At 36.3% G+C, this 20,619-nt stretch carries 13 protein-coding genes; 3 read left to right on the top strand and 10 right to left on the bottom strand.

Going from position 1 to position 20,619, the window contains the following annotated elements; translation table 11 throughout:
- Window positions 1-16: 16 nt before the first annotated feature.
- A complete protein-coding gene (locus AB3I72_RS02770; RefSeq protein WP_002359877.1) occupies window positions 17-940 on the bottom strand; it encodes a carbohydrate ABC transporter permease in 924 nt (307 codons plus the stop codon).
- Between the two features lie 11 nt (window positions 941-951).
- Window positions 952-1,908, bottom strand: coding sequence for a sugar ABC transporter permease (locus AB3I72_RS02765; RefSeq protein ID WP_002356852.1), 957 nt, complete (start codon window positions 1,906-1,908; stop codon window positions 952-954).
- Window positions 1,909-2,258: 350 nt separating this feature from the next.
- On the opposite strand from AB3I72_RS02765, the gene AB3I72_RS02760 reads away from it, so the two are divergent.
- The gene (locus AB3I72_RS02760) at window positions 2,259-2,846 is read left to right on the top strand and encodes a CPBP family intramembrane glutamic endopeptidase (protein ID WP_002419528.1); all 588 of its coding nucleotides are present in this window, start codon (window positions 2,259-2,261) and stop codon (window positions 2,844-2,846) included.
- A 93-nt stretch (window positions 2,847-2,939) separates the two neighbouring features.
- On the opposite strand, the gene AB3I72_RS02755 is transcribed toward AB3I72_RS02760, so the two are convergent.
- Window positions 2,940-7,046 (bottom strand): isopeptide-forming domain-containing fimbrial protein, encoded by a 4,107-nt coding sequence (locus tag AB3I72_RS02755; RefSeq protein ID WP_368023535.1) that lies wholly within the window; start codon window positions 7,044-7,046, stop codon window positions 2,940-2,942.
- Window positions 7,047-7,521: 475 nt separating this feature from the next.
- Entirely contained in the window at window positions 7,522-8,337 is an 816-nt protein-coding gene (locus AB3I72_RS02750) for a MerR family transcriptional regulator (protein ID WP_002395516.1), read from the bottom strand.
- A 66-nt stretch (window positions 8,338-8,403) separates the two neighbouring features.
- On the opposite strand from AB3I72_RS02750, the gene AB3I72_RS02745 reads away from it, so the two are divergent.
- Window positions 8,404-10,131: an ABC transporter ATP-binding protein gene (locus tag AB3I72_RS02745; protein ID WP_061101274.1), complete on the top strand. Its 1,728-nt coding sequence runs from the start codon at window positions 8,404-8,406 to the stop codon at window positions 10,129-10,131.
- Between the two features lie 52 nt (window positions 10,132-10,183).
- On the top strand, window positions 10,184-11,962 hold the full coding sequence (locus tag AB3I72_RS02740) for an ABC transporter ATP-binding protein (RefSeq protein WP_002388273.1): 1,779 nt from the start codon (window positions 10,184-10,186) through the stop codon (window positions 11,960-11,962).
- A 53-nt stretch (window positions 11,963-12,015) separates the two neighbouring features.
- Here the strand turns inward: AB3I72_RS02740 and trpS are convergent, their stop codons facing one another.
- From trpS to AB3I72_RS02710, 6 genes are all read right to left on the bottom strand, one after another.
- The gene (gene trpS / locus AB3I72_RS02735; RefSeq protein WP_129193858.1) at window positions 12,016-13,020 is read right to left on the bottom strand and encodes a tryptophan--tRNA ligase; all 1,005 of its coding nucleotides are present in this window, start codon (window positions 13,018-13,020) and stop codon (window positions 12,016-12,018) included.
- 161 nt (window positions 13,021-13,181) lie between these two features.
- Entirely contained in the window at window positions 13,182-16,961 is a 3,780-nt protein-coding gene (locus AB3I72_RS02730; protein ID WP_368023533.1) for an Ig-like domain-containing protein, read from the bottom strand.
- A 10-nt stretch (window positions 16,962-16,971) separates the two neighbouring features.
- A complete protein-coding gene (locus AB3I72_RS02725) occupies window positions 16,972-17,940 on the bottom strand; it encodes a hypothetical protein (RefSeq protein ID WP_368023532.1) in 969 nt (322 codons plus the stop codon).
- A gap of 100 nt (window positions 17,941-18,040) precedes the next feature.
- Window positions 18,041-18,712, bottom strand: coding sequence for a hypothetical protein (locus AB3I72_RS02720; protein WP_002389950.1), 672 nt, complete (start codon window positions 18,710-18,712; stop codon window positions 18,041-18,043).
- A 12-nt stretch (window positions 18,713-18,724) separates the two neighbouring features.
- Window positions 18,725-19,642: a carbohydrate ABC transporter permease gene (locus AB3I72_RS02715; protein WP_002383582.1), complete on the bottom strand. Its 918-nt coding sequence runs from the start codon at window positions 19,640-19,642 to the stop codon at window positions 18,725-18,727.
- Entirely contained in the window at window positions 19,615-20,517 is a 903-nt protein-coding gene (locus tag AB3I72_RS02710) for a carbohydrate ABC transporter permease (RefSeq protein ID WP_002356840.1), read from the bottom strand. Before AB3I72_RS02710 ends, AB3I72_RS02715 begins: the two co-directional genes overlap by 28 nt.
- Between the last annotated feature and the right edge of the window lie 102 nt (window positions 20,518-20,619).

Below are 20,619 nucleotides of genomic sequence, written 5' to 3'. Positions count from 1 at the left end.
TTCCTCCTGTACAATTTTATTCTTTCACGCCGCCGATTGTTAAACCACCCACGAAATATTTTTGGAAGAATGGGTAAGTTAACGCAATTGGTAACGTAGATAAGACAACAATCGCCATTCGAGCCGATTCACTTGGTAGAACGCCTAATCCTTCTTGTGCTGCTGCACCCATATCCGTACTTCTTGATAAGAACTCTAAGTTGTTTTGAATTTTCATCAATAAATACTGTAATGGTACCAAGGTATCTTTTTGAATGTAAAGTAACGCATTGAACCAATCGTTCCAATAACCCAAAGCCGCAAACAAACTAATTGTGGCAATCCCTGGAACTGCTAGTGGTAGCACAATGCTGACAAAAATGCGCATTTCACTTGCGCCATCAATACGTGCCGATTCAATAATACTGTCAGGCACGGTTTTCTTGAAAAACGTTCGCATCACTAAAATATTAAATGGTCCTAAAGCTAAAGGCAAAATTAACGCCCAAATTGTATCTTTCAATTGCAATAAGTTTGTCATTACTAAATAGTTCGCAACCATCCCTGGTGAAAATAACATTGTAATTAAAGCAAACAATGTAAAGAATTTTTTAAATGGAAAGTTGGAACGAGAAATGACATAGGCATATAATGACGTCATTGTTGCATTGACAATCGTCCCTGTCACCGTAATGAAGACCGTTACCCCTAAGGCATGAATAATGCGTTGACTCATTGCCCCTTGGAAAATGTAACGATAGGCCTCCAATGAAAATTCTTTTGGCCAAAACCGGTAGCCGTTTGCTGCTAATGATCCTTCACTTGTCAATGAAATCATAATAACAAAGAAAAACGGAACCACACAGGAAATAGCAAAAATAGCAATGACAATATTGAAAATCAAATTCGCTGTCGGGTTGAAGGATCGAACGTTAACGCTAGTGACTTTTTTCTTTTTCATAATCCTTCCTCCTAAAATAGTGCTGAATCTGGTTCAATTCGACGAACAACTAAATTCGCAATTAATAATAAACATGCCCCAACGACAGATTGATATAACGCTGCAGCTGCCGTCATGCCTACATCACCAGTAGCCGTTAAGCCATTGTAAATATAGGTATCTAACACACTTGTCACGTTGTAAAGCGCACCTGAATTTCTTGGTACGATGTAGAACAAACCAAAGTCTGCTCTGAAGATACCGCCGATGTTTAAAATTAATAAAACAGACATCATTGGTAAAATTTGTGGAATCGTAACATTTTTTATTTGTTGCCATTTGTTGGCACCATCTACCATCGCTGCTTCATAGTATGTCGGATCAATCCCCATCACAGAAGCATAGTAGATAATACTGTTGTAGCCTAGACTCTTCCAAACATTTAGGAAGACAAAAATTACTGGCCACCAACGTGGATCTGCATACCAGTTAATCATTGTGCCGCCATTACCAGTAATCCATTGATTCAAAATCCCTTTATCCGGACTTAAAAAGGCATAAACAAAATAGTTAATAACCATCCAAGATAAGAAATATGGTAGCAATGACATCGTGTGATAAACTTTAACCAAGCGACGATTTCTTAATTCACTCATAATAATAGCAAAAGCAATCGCAAAGAATAAGTTAAAGGCTAAAAAGACGACATTGTACAAAATGGTGTTTCTAGTAATTAACCAAGCATCTTTTGACGCAAATAAAAATTTAAAGTTTTCAAAACCAACCCAAGGACTTTCTCTTAGACTAGCTAAGAAACCATCTGGTGAAATATGAAAATCTTTAAATGCGACCACATTGGCTAAGACTGGTATATAGAAGAAAAATATAAACCAGATAAATCCTGGTAACGCCATAAGGATTAAGGCCTTATAACGCCATACATTTTGAAAAAACCCGTTTTTCTTCTTCATTCGTTTCGCTCCTTTCATAAATATAATAGCGTTTTCATAATATCTTTTTAAGAAACAAATTATAGGATTTGAGAAACAAATTATAGATTTTGTGTCATTTAAGGTAAAAATTTGCCGAATTGACCGTTCTTTGTGAAAACGTTTATCTGATATTTTTTTTATAACCTCTTAAGAACATTAAAAATAATTGGATAAATTCCACTCATAAAGCGGTTTCACTTGTGCGTATTTGTTGTATAAAAGCTGAGAACTTGTTATTTTCACAAAGGATATTATCTAATTATTTTTGAGGAGGACTATTTTTGAATTTTATCCGTAAAAACACTAGAGCAATTAGTTTAATTGTGGTATATTTTTTCACAGTTTTAATGCAAGCTGGTTCTTTATTATTATTAGCTATTTCACTGTTATTTGATAATAATTTAGTAGAATCATCTTTTGCAAATCTCGTAACAGGTTTAACTATTACTGCTATTGTGGGAATAGTTTTATTTTGGAAAGAAATCGTTGCTGGGTTCGACTATTTTAAAGAAGAGACTCTTTGGCGTATTTTTAGCATTTTCTTATGGGTGGGGCTGATTTTTTTAGTCGATGTTATTATTCAAAAAATCATGAGTAATAATCCAATTGCTAATCAACAAGATGTTCTCTCATTTGGTGCACAAGTCCCATTGCTTGTTACTCTATTTTTCTTAGCAATCGTGGGGCCAATTGCTGAAGAACTAGTTTTTCGGCAAGTATTAATGAATTGTTTATCGGAAACAATTGGTATAGCCAGTGCGACTATAATTTCAATTTTTTTATTCACCTTTATGCACACACAACAGCCCCTTGATTTTCTCATTTATCTGCCAGGAGCTATTTTATTATCTGCAGCTTACTTAAAATCAAATCGTTCGCTTGTATTTGTTATGGCTATTCATATTGTTAATAATATGTTGGGTTTCTTGTTATAAATCAAAAAGAGTTGGCGACATAGGTCATTATGACTTATGTTGCCAACTCTTAAATTTTCAGCTAATTAGTCGTTCTAAAACAATCGATTTTGTTTACTCCTCTTTTTCTTTGTTTCTCTTTATAACATAGAGAATTAATACAATTAAGATCAGTCCTACACCCAGATACGCAAATATTTTTTGGACTTTTTCTCCTGTTTTTGGTAAATAGGATGATTTAGACGTTTCTTTCTTGTTTATGGCAATTTCATTTTTACTATTTTTTGTAGGTTTGTTCTGGTCTGTAACAACTTTTTTTGTTTCCTTTTTATTTTTCGCTGGTTCTTCGGGTGTAATAGGCACCTCTGGTTCTTCTGGTGGATTAACTGTATCATCTACTTTGGCTTTGTTGAGAATTGTTTCGCCTGCCTTGGCTTCTTCGTTAACGATCACTTTGAAACGAATACTCCGCTCTTTCGTATCGGTGATACTTGGGTATTCCGCTGTGATTGTGCCGTTGGCTTCTTTCAAGCTGATCGGTTTTGGTTCATCACCGACACTTGTTAGGCTATCTTTGACATATGTCAGTCCTTTTGGCAGTTGGTCTGTGATAACTACTTTGTTTAAAACGCCGTTTTCGATGGTATTGCGGAAGCTGATGGTGTATTCGATTTCTTCCCCTAGTTTTGGTTTAGCGTTATTAACAGTTTTTGTTGCGGTTAATTTGCCTTCTTTCGCTTCTGGTACCACCGGCACCTCTGGTTCTTCGGGCGGATTAACTGTGTCATCTACTTTGGCTTTGTTGAGAATTGTTTCGCCCGCTTTCGCTTCTTCGTTAACGATCACTTTGAAACGAATACTCCGTTCTTTCATATCGGTGATACTTGGGTATTCTGCTGTGATTGTGCCGTTGGCTTCTTTCAAGCTGGTTGGTTTTGGTTCATCGCCGACACTTGTTAGGCTATCTTTGACATACGTCAGTCCTTTTGGTAGTTGGTCTGTGATAACTACTTTGTTTAAAACGCCGTTTTCGATGGTGTTGCGGAAGCTGATTGTGTACTCGATAGTTTCGCCTAGTTTTGGTTTAGCGTTATTAACGGTTTTTGTTGCGGTTAGTTTGCCTGCGTTCGTTTCTGGTACCACAGGCACCTCTGGTTCTTCGGGCGGATTAACTGTGTCATCTACTTTGGCTTTGTTGAGAATTGTTTCGCCCGCTTTCGCTTCTTCGTTAACAATCACTTTGAAACGAATACTCCGTTCTTTCGTATCGGTGATACTTGGGTATTCCGCTGTGATTGTGCCGTTGGCTTCTTTCAAGCTGGTTGGTTTTGGTTCATCGCCGACACTTGTTAGGCTATCTTTGACATACGTCAGTCCTTTTGGTAGTTGGTCTGTGATAACTACTTTGTTTAAAACGCCGTTTTCGATGGTGTTGCGGAAGCTGATTGTGTACTCGATAGTTTCGCCTAGTTTGGGTTTGGCGTTATTAACGGTTTTTGTTGCGGTTAGTTTGCCTGCTTTCGCTTCTGGTACCACAGGCACCTCTGGTTCTTCGGGCGGATTAACTGTGTCATCTACTTTGGCTTTGTTGAGAATTGTTTCGCCCGCTTTGGCTTCTTCATTAACAATCACTTTGAAGCGAATACTCCGCTCTTTTGTATCAGTGATACTTGGGTATTCCGCCGTGATTATGCCGTTGGTTTCTTTCAAGCTGGTTGGCTTGGGTTCATCACCGACACTTGTTAGGCTATCTTTGACATACGTCAGTCCTTTTGGTAGTTGGTCTGTGATAACCACTTTGTTTAAGACGCCATTTTCGACAGTGTTGCGGAAGCTAATGGTGTACTCGATAGTTTCGCCTAGTTTTGGTTTAGCGTTATTAACGGTTTTTGTTGCGGTTAATTTGCCAGTTACTTGTTCGTCCGCAATTTTTGCTTCTACTATATTAGAAGTTTCGTTGACTTTTGCAGATGTTAAAATATCTACTGCCTCAACGGTTGCGCTATTAGGCACTAATTCATTTGCTTTTGCTCGTTCATTTATCTGCGCTTTAAATTCGTAAATTGTTTCAGCTGTATCAGCTTTGTAGCTACCTCCTTGTGTAGCAGTTGCACCATTGCCGACACGGACTATAATTTGTTTATTGGTTGCATCATATTCAGCTTGATCATCGCCTGAAGCATCCGTTTTTTCACCAGAATTTGGTCCACTAATAATTTTTAAAGAGCCAGGTAAATAATTTAAGCGAGCATCTAACGCATCCTTCGAGACTGAATTTATCGCTTCTGAATCAGCTTTTGTATTTTTTAGTGAGACACGATACGTGATTGTTTCACCAACTTTGTAAGTTTCTTTTGGTTCCACAATTTCTTTCTTAATTTCAAATTCAGGTGTTTCTGCGTTTACAGCAAAACCAATCGCATTCGTAGAATAATCGTCACCACTACTTGTTGTTCTAAAATTAATTTGGTTTTGTCCAGCATTTAAAACACCTTCGGGAATTGCCATACGATCGATATCAATATCTAAAAAATTAGGATGATCCGGCGCAAATTTACCTGGATACTTGTCTACCATATGTTCATCGTTATCTGTCACAGTTGCGTTCATAGCATTATTAACTGGGTTGAGCGTGTTCGAAATATTTACCCAAGTTCCTGCGCTATTTTTAATTTGTGCGTTGTCTCCAGTCCAGTATTTATCTCCTTGAACAGTAAACCAGGTCACAATTGGATCAAGCTTTCCTTGTTTTGCTGTTAAAAAGTTGCTCATAGTGAATTCATTATTAGTTCCAGCAGCATTGCCACGTGCTCCATAGTAAATACTAAAAGCTCTTGACTTACTTGCCTGATCCTTTGTAACAACAAACAAACTCCAACCGCTAAAGTTATAATATTGATATTGACCATTTAAACTACTTGTCATAGGAATATCTGCTAACGTATAACTTCCTGTCGCACTTTTATCCCCTTGTAAAATTGAAGTTACATCTGCATAATTAGAAAATCCAGTGTTATTGTACCCGAAACGTTGTCCTGGGTTTGTTGCATCTTGATCGATACGATGGTACCTTTGGGGCGAAACGCGCTGTACGGTTCCATTTGGTGTTGTAAATTGAACTGGTGCACTAATTTCTTCATCAGAAAGATTTGTTCCGTAAGCAGGGCCTTTATATCTAGACGCACTCCAAAATAAGCCCGCCCAAGCAATCTCTTTTGCACCATTTAAATCAATATAAGCCCGACTAGAGTTATACGTATTTGGATCATTGTCAACATCTGCAAATTCTAAAGGAAAATTGTTAATTGCATAACCACTACTTGCTCCTCGTGTGTTTAAAAATGTTTGCGCAGCCGCCGTATTTTCATTCGCAATTTTTAAGTTGGTATTTCCCGTTGAAAAAAGTTCTCCTCTATGAACGCTTTGATAAATCGGTGTATTAAACCCCCGGCCAGGTGTTGGTGGCACTAACGGACCAGTAGGTTGCGCCTTTAATGGAGGTTGCTCAGGACTTTCGGTAGCCTGCGTTAGTGCTGTCTCTTGAATACTTTCTGTCGCCTTTCCTGCTTCAGGCTTTGTTTCGTTACTAGTAGTTGCGGTCATTTCATTTGTAGAAGAGGCTGTTTCGTTTGCCTGATTTTCTACTTTTGTTTCTGAAGTTTCCTGTTTTTCCTTCGAAACCGACTCTTTATCTGCTAGCATATCTTTACTAGGTAAATCAATTACTAGTGTTCCTTTTTCATTATCTTCTATTAGTACGCTGACCAATAACTTGCTCGACGCTTTTGTAGTTATTTGCCCATTTATGGTAATCTTTCTTGTCGAATTTGGTTGAAGGTTAAGCAGTTTAATATCGGTTGTTTGATCTTTCTCATTTGTTTCAACCTTTGCTTGTTCTTCTAAAGACGTAGGTCCTCGCTCTTCGCTTAAAGTATCTAATACAAATTTGATTGGACTATCATTGTTATTTTTTTGTTTTAAAATGAGATCTTTGATTGGTACATCTCGTGTATTTGTTATTTCGTAAGTGACCGTTTTAATATCTTCTTGAGACGATGTATCTTCTATTTTTCCTATTACTTTGAGCCCGTCTTTTTCAACAGTATTCTCAGCATCACTTGTTACTTCTTGAGCAAATGCGTTCATCATTGGTAACAAATTTAAAATAAACAGCATGGTAATCATAAGGTAACTCACAAAATTTTTAACCGCTTTATTCATTTACATTCTCCTTCGTTCTTTTCATTTACTTAAACAAATCATCTTCAAACAACTTTTACAATTACTCATTGTTTCTCAATATCCACCTCCATAAAATATTTTTCAACCTTCAATTCTTTCTTTATTTAGCTACAACAACTTTTTTTAACGTACGATTTTCCGTTTCTCCTTATAATCAAAAAGTAACACATTATATTGGCTAAAAAAAGAAAAAAACCCGATATTTCAACAAAAAATTACGAATTAAATAACACGTTTTATATGAAGCAAATATATTGACTTTCCCTAAAAAAATACAAATATAGGTAAGTTCTAGCTTTAAGAGTAATTTTTTTATTGTTTTCCCTTTAATAACATTCGTTCTAAATTGTTTTAAAAACTAAATTTTTTTTCATGTAATTTTCATTACATTTACCAAAAAAAGAAACTAGCTTAGCTACATTTGCTATTACTAGTTTCTTTTTTTTAAATTGTTTTACTTTTCCCCTAAAATTTCAATCCAACCATAATAATATTCAATATATTGATTTTCCTCTTCTAGTTGTGTCAAGATATGCTCTCCGACAACGATGCCTGTTTCAAATCCTTGTTTTGCTAAACGCTTTTTTACTTCTTCGATATTATTTAAACGGGTATCTTGTGTATTGACTTTTAAAATAAAGCCTTTGTATTGGCTACTTGGTTCTTTGAGCCAAATCACTTTGTCTAAACTTTTTTTATTCACATGATTTGCCAAACAAATCCCATACGTCAGTTCATTGGATTCACTTAAATCCCCGTAAATACCTAAAGTTGAAATGTGTTCCATGTAAACTTTCATCTCTTCTGGATCCTCAATATCAACAACAACAATTTTATCAAAAGGAATTGGTTCATCTGAAAAAACCAATGTTTCTAAATCAATTAACGCATGTAAATGTAATTTTCTTTTCTTAATTTCTTTGTATTTATGCTGAAGCCTTTTTATTTCTTGCCCCAGTTGTTCTTCTGTTGCTTCCATGGTGGCATAGAGATCGGTAGGCGTCTTTTTATACAAATTCAACATATCTTTGATAGGAATCCCCATTTTTCGATAAAAATCAATATCATATATTTTGAACAAATCTTCTAAATCAAAGGTTCGATATCCGTTTTCTTCATTGCGTGTTGTACTAATCAACCCTTGCTCGTCCCAATAACGAATCGTGGACTTAGGGATATTTAACAACTCAGAAACATCTTTTATTGTGTAATTTTTTTCCATACTGTTCCCTCCATCAAAAAGTTTAGCATTTCTACTGTTGACATTCAAGTTACTTGAACGTGTACAATGACTCTTTGTAACAGCTAAAACGGTATTGTTTAAGGAGGAAATTTCATGAAATTAATGAAAGAGTTTATTAAAGAAAATAAATGGATTGTTCTTGCGACAACTTTAACCATCTGTTTGCAAATCGCAGGAACCCTTGGCGTCCCTAAATTAGTTGGCAAGTTGATTGATGTGGGCATCGTTAGCGGTGACCAACAAGTAATTAAAACGATTGGCATACAAATGTTTCTTGTGGCATTCATTGGAACAATTGCCGCAATTATTTCTAGCTATTTGTCTGCTTTAGTAGCTGCTAAATTTGGTTTTCAAGTTAGAGGATTGTTCTTTAAAAAATTTCAACAATTCTCGATGAAAAATGTTGATAAGTTTGGTTCAAATTCTTTGCTAACTAGAATAACCAACGATGTAGATAATGTTCAAACAATGATTGTGCTATTTTGCCAATTAATCTTTCCAGCGCCTATTATTAGTTTATTTGCCTTAGTGATGACATTTTCTTATTCAGTTTCACTCGCTTGGGTAACATTGGCTTCCATCGTATTTTACTTAGTCGTTGTTTATTTTTTAATGAAAAAAGGTACCCCTTTATCTTTAAAAATTCAACCAAAAATGGATCGAATTACTACGACTTTACGAGAGTTCTTTACTGGAATTAATATGATTCGTGCGTTCAATAATCAAGACTTTGAAGAGCAGCGAACCAATCAAACATTTAAAAATTATGCTGAACGCATGAGTAAAGTGAATCGAATCTTTGCTTGGATTACTCCCGTTGCCTTTTTATTAATGGGCGTTGTATATGCCTCTATTTTGTGGTTTGGCGGTAATTTAGTGGCGGTAGGCACCCTACAAATTGGCACCGTTACAGCTGTGATTGAATATACGCTTCTAACTTTGGCCTACTTAATGATCGCGGCTATGGTATTAGTTGTCATTCCACGGTCCGTTGCTTCCTTGAATCGCTTGCAAGAAGTTTTGTCAGAAGAAATTGAAATTAGCGATCCTCATACTGAAGCAACCATTGCTTATCATCCTGAGAAAGCCTTGATTTGCTTCGATCACGTCACGTTTCAATACACAGAAACAGCTGATCCTGTTTTAGAAAATGTTAGTTTTGTCATCCCTAAAGGAAAAACAACGGCGATTGTTGGGGCAACTGGCGCTGGTAAAAGTACTTTAGTTAAGTTACTTTTACGAATAAATGAGGTCACAGCCGGCACGATTAGCTATTCTGGCACAGATATCCGCTCATTATCTCAGCAAACGATTCGCCAAGTCATCAGTTATGTGCCACAAAAAGCCTTTCTTTTCAGTGGGACAATCTTATCAAACTTATTAATGGGAAATGCCGAAGCAACTACAGAAGAAATAAGAACGGCACTAGAAATTTCACAATCTTCTGAATTTATCGATTCCTTACCACTAGGGATTGAAAGTTTCGTAGCACAAGGCGGGTCCAACTATTCTGGTGGTCAAAAACAAAGAATGTGTATTGCACGAGCCTTAATCAAACCGGCAGATGTTTATATTTTCGATGATAGCTTTTCCGCATTAGATTACAAAACTGACGCCGCTCTACGTGCCGCTTTACATGCACAAATGGCAGACAAAACTTTACTCATTGTTGCTCAACGGTTAAGTACAATCATGAACGCTGACAATATTATCGTCTTAGATGAAGGAAGGATTGTTGGTCAAGGCACCCACGCTGATTTACTTACCACTAATAGCTATTACCAAGACTTTGCTAAATCGCAAGGTATCTTACCCAAGTAACTAAAGAAAGGATGTGACTGCTTGAAAGAAAATTTTCTTTTCAAGCTATACAATGAAAAAAACAATGAATCTTCAAAGCTTTAAACGTTTCTGGAAAATGATTAAACCTGAGCATCCAATCTTTTATGGTCTAATGATCTGCAGTTTAATTGGAAACTTATTAATTGTTGCCATGACCTATATTATGGCAATCGGGATTGATAACCTCTTAGAAGCGATCAAGCGTGTCGGGCTCAAAGGCATGACACTTCCTTTAGTTGAAGAAGCACTCTTAGGTCCCGTCTTACTTTTAATTCTCTTTTCAATCATTAGTAGTATCACTTCTTTTATCCAGGAACGAGCAATGGCTTCTTTAAGCGAACGGGTTACTTTAAGAATTAGAAAAGAAGTGACAAAAAAGTTTAAAACTTTACCAATGGCCTTCTTTGACAATCACCAAGTGGGCGATATCATTAGTCGTTCAACAACTGGCTTAAACCAATTGTCACAAGTTCTTTTAACAGGCATCAACCAATTTTTCACTTCCGTCGTGACTATCCTTTTTGCAGGAATTATGTTGTTCTATATTGATGCAAAATTAACTATTTTAGTGTTGCTACTAATTGGCGGTAGTACTTTCATGACGACGAAAATTGCGAATAAAAACAAGGTGTTTGCTGATCAAAGTCAAGCTGAATTAGGTCAATTAAATAATAAAATGGAAGAATATTTAGCAGGAAATTTGGTCACAAAAACCTTTAATCAACAGCAAAATGCTGAAAAAACAATTGCTGCTGTTAATCAACAACATTATCGTGCCTTTAAAAAAGCACAGTTTCTAAATTTTGCGATTTATCCAGCTATTCGTTTTATTAATCAGTTGGCTTTTATTATCAGTGCTATCTTAGGCGCAATGCTCGTTTTATCTGGTGGTATTACGATTGGTTTCTTGCAAGCGTATTTGCAATATATCAACCAAATTTCTGAGCCGATTTCTACCGCTTCTTATGTCATTAACTCAATTCAAGCAGCGATGGCTTCCATTGATCGGATTTTTGTTATCTTAGATGAAGCTGATGAACAACCAGAAGCAACTCATTTAGAAACTATTTCTTCTCCTAAAGGAGCCATTGAATTTAAAAATGTTCAATTTGGCTACACACCAGAAAAAATTTTAATGAAGAATGTTGATTTTTCTGTTCAACCGAAAAAAACAGTGGCCATTGTGGGACCCACCGGCGCTGGTAAAACAACATTAGTCAACTTATTGATGCGTTTCTATGAAATAAATCAAGGCGCCATTACTTTTGATGGGATTGATATTACGAAACTTTCTCGACAAAATCTAAGAAATTTATTTGGCATGGTATTACAAAACACTTGGCTATTTGAAGGAACCGTAGCAGATAATATTGCCTATGGAAAAAAAGACGCTTCTCGTGAAGAAATAATTGAAGCAGCTAAAATTGCTCAATGTGATCATTTTATTCGGACCCTTCCTCAAGGATATGACACAATTATTTCTAGCGAAAATGGTGCATTATCACAAGGGCAACAACAGTTATTAACCATCGCCCGAATCATTTTAGCAAATCCGCCCGTTGTTATTCTCGATGAAGCAACTTCGAGTGTGGACACACGAACAGAAGCCCATATTCAAAAAGCGATGGAAACTGTCACAGAAAATCGAACAAGCTTCGTTATCGCTCATCGATTATCCACGATTGAAAATGCTGATTTAATTTTAGTGATGAAAAATGGCGATATTATTGAAAAAGGAACGCATCAGGAACTATTACAAGCTCCGACTCTTTACGCCAGCTTATATAATAGTCAATTTCAAACCACTTAAAAAGAACTGGAACAAGTCATTCTTCTTTTGACTTGTTCCAGTTCTTTTATTGCTTAGAAATATTGAATTCCCATCGCTTTTTTGACTTCTGTTAAGGTTTGTGCTGCCACTTTTTCAGCAGCAAGACTTCCTTTATGCAACATTTCCATAATCGCTTCTGGATTTTTAGCCAGCTCTTCACGACGTCGACGAATCGGTGCAAGTTCTTCTTCTAGGACATCAATTAAGTAACGTTTAATTTTCACATCTCCTAAACCGCCATGACGATAGTGCTCTTTTAATTCTTCAATATATTCTTTATTTTTCCCAAAAACATCCAAGTAAGTAAAGACCATATTTCCTTCAACTTGTCCTGGGTCCTCTATACGAATATGATTTGGATCGGTATACATACTCATTACTTTTTTCTGTACCACTTCAGCTGGATCTGAAAGATAAATACCATTACCTAACGACTTACTCATTTTTCCGTTGCCATCAATTCCTGGCAAGCGTCCCATGCCTTTTGGTGGTAACACAGCTTCCGGTCTAACTAAAACTTCACTGTACGTCTGATTAAAACTATGCACAATTTCTTGCGCTTGTTCCAACATTGGTTTTTGATCCTCCCCAACAGGGACTAAATTCGCTTGAAAGGCAGTAATATCAGCAGCTTGTGAAACGGGATAAATAAAGAATCCTGTCGGAACACCTTCCCCAAATTTTTTTTGCTCAATTTCTGCTTTGACCGTTGGATTCCGACGAACACGTGACGTGGTCACTAAATTTAGATAGTACATTGTTAATTCAGCTAACTGTGGAATTTGCGATTGGATAAAAATTGTTGTTTTCGTAGGGTCTAAACCAACTGCTAAATAGTCCAAAGCAACTTCTAAAACATTGGCTGAAACTTTTTCGGGATTTTTTGCATTATCTGTCAATGCTTGTAAATCTGCAATCATGACAAATAATTGATTTGTAGGGTCTGCTTGCATTTCTACTCGTTTTTTTAAAGAACCTACGTAATGTCCTAGGTGCAATTTACCAGTTGGACGATCACCTGTTAAGATAGTATTCATTGTCTACACACCTTTATCGTTTACTTTCATTTATTATTTTACCTTGTTTTAAAAAGAATGAATAGTAGGCAAAAGAATATTTATTGATTCTAGATAATCGAAGAGACTAGAAAGATTGCAAGCTACAGCAATTCTTGTTCCAGTCTCTTCAAACAGTTTATTTATTTTGTGACTTTAATTGAAAATTGTGCAGTTACTATCGGCAAGACTTTGCTTGTTACTTTGATTTGATAATTTCCTGCAGCAGTCGTTGCTTCTGTCCTAATCAGACCGTTTTCATCTACACTTACTGTATTGCCAGCATCTGGTGTAACCAACTCATACGTGACTTGCGAGCTCCAAGCATCCGTTTCTGTGTGCGGCGCTTGACCAATCACTTTAGATTGAATTTGATAATTTTCGCCTGATTTTATAGTGGCTGTTTCTGCAGCAAATTGAATTCTTTCAGGAATCGCATGAGTTTGCACGACTTGGAAAATTTTTCGTTCATCAGGATTCGCAATTCCTATTTTTTCTTCTACTGCAGCAGGGAACTGGTAAGTACCTGGCGGGCTACTTGGTGAATAATTACTAACATCGTCATCCCAAGAAATAACCTTCAATTTCGTTTCGCTACCATCATCTAATTTTGCAATTACTTCAGTTGGCAAATTCAGTTCGCCTCGCGAGGTGCCTGTTAGTCGATCCAGCGTAGGCAATTCCTTGAATCCAACAATATGTTTAGCGGTGACTTTTACATTGGCAATAATTGGCATTGAGACACCTGCTGCTCGTCCTACAACAGTGAATGTTCCTTCTTTTTGATAAGAAGATGCTGGAACTTCTGACCAATTGACAGTCACTTCTCGTTGTGAACCATCCGAATAAAAAATAGTTGTTTTTTCTGGTAGATTAGGGGCTTGACCCGCTTCTGTCGTGATCTCAATCGACTCATGTTTGACTTCGAAAACATTCGATAAAACAATTTTAGGAACTAAACTATCCTCTGTTAGCTGTTGACCAGTTGGCAAGGTCAATTTGCCTGCTAAAAAGTCTTGATAGGCCTTTTGTGCACCTTCTTTTGAAAAAGCATCAAACCCAGCATTATCAGAATCATAACCAGGCAAACGACTGTCTGTAATCGCTAATAAGAAACTTAACTTGGCTGGAATTTTCTCACCACTTTGAATTAGCTTCCGTAGATAGTTACTAATATCAATAGAGATTGTATTTTGATTATTCATAATTGAACTATTTGTAAAAGATTGTCGAGCAATAAATTCTTCATTTGGTACATTTAAATTATTTGGACCATTATTCCAAGTAATGGTGTTACTCATCCAATTAGTATCTGTTCCATAAACATCTACTTGGAACTGCGTATTTTTCAAACGTTCATCATTTGTATTGCCAGCACCATTCCACGCATCATAACGCATCACATTTAATTCTAAATTAGCACTTTTTAGTGATTGATAGTTCTTAAATTCTTGTGTATCAATTTCAACGTAAATCCGGCGATTATACCCTGCAGAACTAGCATTTTTTAATTTTAATGCGTAATTGCCCGTATAGTTTACTCCATAAGGATATTTATAGGCGTCTCCTGAACTAATGGCAGCAGTACCGCCTGCTATAGCAGAGTATGCTCGGTTACCATCACTCTTTTGAACATAGGCTGTTTGGGCTGTTTTTAATTTAACGGTGTCTTTTCCTTCACCAAGTTCGCCCTCAAAAGAGAGCTTGGCTGTTACTTTGACAGCATCTATCGGTAAGCCGATAACTGTTGCTGCAACTTCAATTGTACCTGCTGTATTAATTTTTTCTTGAGGGATTGCTTCCCATTGTAACTTAAATTCTTTTTTGCCTGTCGCAACCACTTCTTCATTAACGACTTCTTCGTACGTTAGTTCAACTTGCTCTGGCAAATTAGGATATACACCTGTTGCCGAACTAATTTCTAACACTTGATTTTGATAACGAATACTTTTTTCAATTGTGGACGCTTGTTGCGCGCCAATATCTAAAACTTTATTTTTCAAGCTATTTCCAAAGAAGTCTTCGGCCGCACTGTTCACTTCCGACAAGCCTTTACCAATCGCTGGCGAGGTTTCTTTTAATTGGAACATTTGTGCTCGCTGACGTAAGCGTTCTTTAGAAGTAAATTCAACCACATTATCTTTTGTTGGTTTCATTGTCGTAAATTCTTGCTCTGCCAACTCTTTCACTTTTTCAGGGTTATCTGTGATTTCTAATTGTGGTTTTTCAAAAATGTTTCCACTTGATACTAATTTTGCAACAGTTGCACCACTTTTTTCTGTAGCAATTTCTTTTGGCCAAATAACATTATTTTTGAAATATTTTTCTGGATTATCGACCATTTTACGTTCAATTGGTTGTGTCCCATTTGTTGGATAATTAGATAAGAATTTTAATTGTCCGGTACCTTCTTTGTATAAAATATTATTGTAAAAATTGGCTACTGTACCACTGTTGTCAGAACTATTTCCTTCACCAAATAATGACGTTGAAATGCCGTCGCCAACATAAATCGTATTATTGTGGATAGTTGGCATTGCCGCTCCATCATTTTTTACCCAATAATGGAAAATGCTTTGTTCTTTATAATTGTAGCCACCAGCTCCGCCTGGATTGTCTTTACCTGTTCCTCGGTTACCACCGCCGTCATTAGCTGAGATATTGTAACGAATAACCGAATTTTTTTGATCAGACATAAGCAATAAAAAGCCGCCAGTATTATGATGTGAATAGTTATATTGATAAATAACATTGTTTGACTGCATGTCCACATCATAAGCTTCAGCATCGTTAAATCCATATTTGATTCCGTATACTTCGTTATATTGGAACAGTCCGTCATCTACAGACATTGCCCAAACGCCCGCGTAATTTTGTGTACCATAATCGGCATTGCACATTCGGACAGCAACATTTCCTTCGACGACACCGCCACTTTTGGCTTCTGACAAGACAATCCCGTCGCCAGCAATATCTTCTAAATAGTTATTACGAATCGTAATATTAGAAAACGTTTTGTAGAAAGTGTTGCCTCTTGAGGTATCTGAATCAGCTTTTGTTCGAATTCCTTCAAGTCCCACTCGTTGAATCACATTATTTTCAATCAAAATATCATTAAATCCAGTCGTTGTTCGATGATCATTGGCTGCCGTTACTACATTGCCATTCTCATCAAACCAACTTCCTAAAACAATAATTCCACCTACCGCTTTTAATCGTTTGGTTGCAGTATTCCCACTTAGATTCAAATAATATTCTGTTTGAACGTCATGAACATAGTTATTCCGTATCGTAACACTATTGAACGTTCGATTTTGTTCATATCCTAGGACTAATATCCCCGCTCTTTGAGCATCTCCTGGTTTCTTATAGCCTTCGAGATTATCTAGCTCTGGTGTATTTGTCACTTCTAAGTTTGAAATATCCCAATATTCTTGGTTCACTAACTGTACGGTCCCTGAGATTGCACGTTTGAAAGTCCCTGTGCTGTAGGTGCCACCACCGTTAATAATCGGACGCCGTGTGGTTTCAAAAATGGTTTCTCCTCTGTCATTCGTATCATAAAAATCAATGACAATCTTTTGTGCCGCTGTCCCATTCCCTTTTGGATGCAACAATTGGTTATTCCAGGTACTTTGCGCATTCAGCAGAAGATGGTCGCCTGGCTGAAACTCCGTCTGATTCACTTTTTCAAAATCACGCCAAGCACTGGCTGGAGACTGCCCATCATTGGCATTATTTCCTCCTTCCCCATCCACATAGTAGGTCGTCCCATTTTGAGCGACACCTACTGAACGAAAAAGTAACGGTTGATCGCTCACTGTTTCCCCATAAGCAGGAAGACTAAATAATTGAAGCTGGGAAAAAACAAGCAAAATAGAAAGGAAGATGGTTACACTTTTAAAATACGCTTTTTTTCTCATTTTCTGCTCCTTAACTGTTTTTATTTTGATAATTTTGAAAAAACTTTTCTCTGTCTTTCTCCAACAAGTCCACTTTGGTTGCTTGTTGATACGTAGCTAATTTCTCTTTGTAGCACGTGTTGATATAGGCATTTTTGCTAAATTGTGGTGCTTCTTCAAACTGTAAAAGTTGCCCTCCTTCCTTATTAAAAATATAAAAGTATTGGTTTTCGTGGTATCCTTTCACCACGGTACTAACAGCTTTTTCACTAAGAATCTCCCCAACAGACAACGAATAAATATCCTCTTTTTGGATTTCTGCACTCTTCAATTGATACGATTCAATAACAAGATTAGGTAATTTATTTTGCCACTCCAATAACGTCTCCTCATAAGATAGATTCGGAGAGATTGCTTCGGCTATTTTTTCTAATTCTGCTTGCTTACCTGAAAAAGTTGGAATTTCAATTGCTTCAACAAAGTAATCGGTCTTTTTATATTTATCATCCAATTGCTCAAAGGCCTGCCGCAATTCTTTTTGCGTTGGCTTTTCTTTCTCCATTAATTTCTCTTTTATTTGGTCCTGTAATTGTTGATCTTTTGCATCTAAAAATTGCCAGAGCGTTAAACTGCTCTTTTGGTCTTGCCATTCTTTTTTTTCTTGCCCAAATGTTTGTGAGTGGGCTATTTCTAACTCCGTTGCCAGCTGTTTAATCATTTTATGTTGTACTAAATCCTCCGTTGCAACCTTCAGTAGTTCCTGAGTGGGTGATTTTCCGTTATACGTTTTGCGCCAGAAATTTTTCCCAAACGAAGTTAAATTATTCTGATCAGAGAATTGCTTCGCTACACGATTCATATTTTTATCGCCATAAACAATTAATTCTTCGACTTGGATTGCTTCGTTATTAATCATACTTTGCTGGCTGGTAGTAAAAATAACGAGCACAAAAATAGCACTTATCAAAAAGCTACTTAAAATAATTATTTTTTTCTTCATTCGTTCGCTCCCTCCACTTTAATACACAAGGCAAGAACAAAATAAGCAACCCCACCTTCATTCATTTTCCTGAAAATCGAGATTACTTATTATGTAAAAATTATTTATTCTTTTTTTGCTTTTCATGCAATTTCCCAGTATTTAAATAAATAATCCCTAGGAAAAGGACAGGGGTTACAACAAACCCAAACTGTGGCTTCAAAAACATCATTGCAAACATTGAGAATAGTAAAAAAACATTTAGACAGCTGACATACCATTTCCGCAGTCCATAGTAAATTGAAATCCGAAACACATCTTTAAAAGAAGCTTGCGGGTTTCGTACTTGAAAATACCAAGCATTCAGCATAATAGCTAACCCAAAAATTAGCAGAAGGACCATCAATGGAATAAACCATTTACCAATCGTTGTTTTGGCAAAAAAGAATATATCTGTCACACTGATGATGCTACTTCCTAAGCCTAGCAAGCTGATAAGAAAGCCTCTTAACCCAAACTGACGAAACTTTTGGAAAAAAGTTTTAAATGGATCCAGCTCCTTTTCTTCTTTAAAAGTATCGATTAAGCCTAAAAGTGCAATCATCCCTGCCCCCATCGGCAGCAACGTTACTACAAAAAGTGGGAGGTTTCGTGGATCAATGTCTAAGCTAATCACCGCTATGAAAAAAGGAATGTTCACTAAGAGAAGCCCTAGATTACCGATAAATAAAATGTAAAGCCAGCGAAAAATTTTCATATAGATATTATTATCAAAGGTTTGCTTAGTAAACATTCAAACTTCCTCCTAATTCTTCATTCCAGATGTAGCAATACCTTCAACAAAGTATTTTTGCATTGCTAAAAAGACAATCCCTACTGGTAAAATAGAAACCACTGATGCGGCCATGATTAAGGCATATTCAGCATCAAATAAACCGACGAACATTTTCAAACCTAACTGAATCGTTTTATTCTCAGTAGAAGATAAATAAATGAAAGGTCCCATATAGTCATTCCATGTATTCACAAAAGTAATAATCGTGAGACTAGCTAAAGCTGGTTTAGTTAATGGTAAAATAATTTTCCAATAAATTCCCCACTCACTTAACCCATCAATCCGCGCGCTTTCACATAGTGAATCTGGAATACTGCTGTAATATTGTTTCAGTAAAAAGACTCCAAATGCATTAAATGCTTGTAATAAAACAAGTGACCATAACGTGTCAGTCAAACCTAATTGACGCATCATAATAAATTGTGGAATCATATACGATTGCCAAGGAATAGCAATTGTTGCGATGTACGTAATAAAAAGTGTATCTCTTCCTCTAAAATTCATTTTTGAAAAGCCATATGCTGCAAAACTTGAAGTAAATAGTTGAATAATCGTAATCACAATACTTAAAAATAACGTATTTTTAAAGAAAGTTAACAACGGAATGCGTTCCCAAATAACGGAATAGTTTTCTGGATGCCAACTTTTAGGAATCCATTGAATTGGAATGGTGAAAACTTCATTGTTTGTTTTAAATGATGCTGAAACCATCCAAATGAAAGGCACCAAAGTAATTAACGCAAGTAAAGTTAAGAGAATGATTACAAGGATCCCACCAGGTGTGACTTTTTCTGCTTTTTTCGTTTTTGCTTTTCGAGTATTTTCTTTTTTTGAAAAAGTTGCTTCCATCTTTTCTCCTCCTAAACTTTCTCTTGATGTTGATTCCATTTAAATTGGGCCACAGTAATCGCTAGAACGATGATGAATAAGACCATCGCAATGGCTGATGCATAACCAAAATTAAATTTGACAAAGGCTTCATTGTAAATTTCATAAACTAACACATTCGTTGCACGTCCTGGTCCACCACCAGTCATAACTTGAACTAAGTCAAACACTTTGAAACAGTTAATTACAAGCATGATAGTCACGAAAAAGGTCGTTGGTCGTAATGAAGGTAAGGTAACATTTAAAAATTGATTCCATTTACCCGCGCCATCCATTGACGCTGCTTCATATAATTCTCTTGGCACACTTTGTAAACCAGCTAAATACAAAATCATATAATACCCCATAAAGCGCCACACACTAACGATGATAATTGCTGGTAAAGCCCAAGTAGAACTAGATGTCCAGCCAGGAGGATTTTCAATAAATAATTTCAAAAATTGATTAATTGGTCCCATTGTTGGATGAAATAGCATATTCCAAACGACCGCAATCGCAACTAATGACGTTACATAAGGAAAGAAAAAAGCCGTTCTAAAAAATTTCATCCCTCTAATTTTACGATTCAACAAAATCGCTAGTCCTAATGAGCAAATCAATGTTAACGGAACAACACCAATCGTATAGATAAACGTTTGTTTTAACGAAATCCAAAACGTATCATCATGAATCATTTTGGTGAAATTTTTCATTCCGACAAATTCAGGGGTTGAAAAAGAATCCCAACTCATAAAAGCTAAAATCAGTGAACAGATAACCGGGATTAAAGTGAAGAGGAAAAAGCCAATAAAGTTTGGTGCGATAAAAGATAACGCAGTCCACGTATTTTTTCGTCTCAATTTATTTGCTGTTTTTGTTTTTGAAGTAATTTCCATAATTGTATTCTGTTAAGTGAACTTAACAGGCCCTCCTTCCAAACTCAAGCTACATTCTTTATTTAAAAAAATAAGCTGAAATTCATTGTAGGTTACTCATTT

The sequence above is a fragment of the Enterococcus sp. GC34 genome (assembly GCF_040886645.1).
In the GTDB taxonomy this organism is placed as follows: domain Bacteria; phylum Bacillota; class Bacilli; order Lactobacillales; family Enterococcaceae; genus Enterococcus; species Enterococcus faecalis.
The sequence above is the reverse complement of the archived record's forward strand: the minus strand, read 5'-3'. Positions and strand labels throughout refer to the sequence as shown.

Bases quoted from the DNA above. Each gene is read 5' to 3' on its own strand.
- AB3I72_RS02770 (WP_002359877.1), bottom strand. From the start codon at position 940: ATGAAAAAGAAAAAAGTCACTAGCGTTAACGTTCGATCCTTCAACCCG.
- AB3I72_RS02765 (WP_002356852.1), bottom strand. From the start codon at position 1,908: ATGAAAGGAGCGAAACGAATGAAGAAGAAAAACGGGTTTTTTCAAAAT.
- AB3I72_RS02760 (WP_002419528.1), top strand. From the start codon at position 2,259: ATGCAAGCTGGTTCTTTATTATTATTAGCTATTTCACTGTTATTTGAT.
- AB3I72_RS02755 (WP_368023535.1), bottom strand. From the start codon at position 7,046: ATGAATAAAGCGGTTAAAAATTTTGTGAGTTACCTTATGATTACCATG.
- AB3I72_RS02745 (WP_061101274.1), top strand. From the start codon at position 8,404: ATGAAATTAATGAAAGAGTTTATTAAAGAAAATAAATGGATTGTTCTT.
- AB3I72_RS02740 (WP_002388273.1), top strand. From the start codon at position 10,184: ATGAAAAAAACAATGAATCTTCAAAGCTTTAAACGTTTCTGGAAAATG.
- trpS (WP_129193858.1), bottom strand. From the start codon at position 13,020: ATGAATACTATCTTAACAGGTGATCGTCCAACTGGTAAATTGCACCTA.
- AB3I72_RS02730 (WP_368023533.1), bottom strand. From the start codon at position 16,961: ATGAGAAAAAAAGCGTATTTTAAAAGTGTAACCATCTTCCTTTCTATT.
- AB3I72_RS02725 (WP_368023532.1), bottom strand. From the start codon at position 17,940: ATGAAGAAAAAAATAATTATTTTAAGTAGCTTTTTGATAAGTGCTATT.
- AB3I72_RS02720 (WP_002389950.1), bottom strand. From the start codon at position 18,712: ATGTTTACTAAGCAAACCTTTGATAATAATATCTATATGAAAATTTTT.
- AB3I72_RS02715 (WP_002383582.1), bottom strand. From the start codon at position 19,642: ATGGAATCAACATCAAGAGAAAGTTTAGGAGGAGAAAAGATGGAAGCA.
- AB3I72_RS02710 (WP_002356840.1), bottom strand. From the start codon at position 20,517: ATGGAAATTACTTCAAAAACAAAAACAGCAAATAAATTGAGACGAAAA.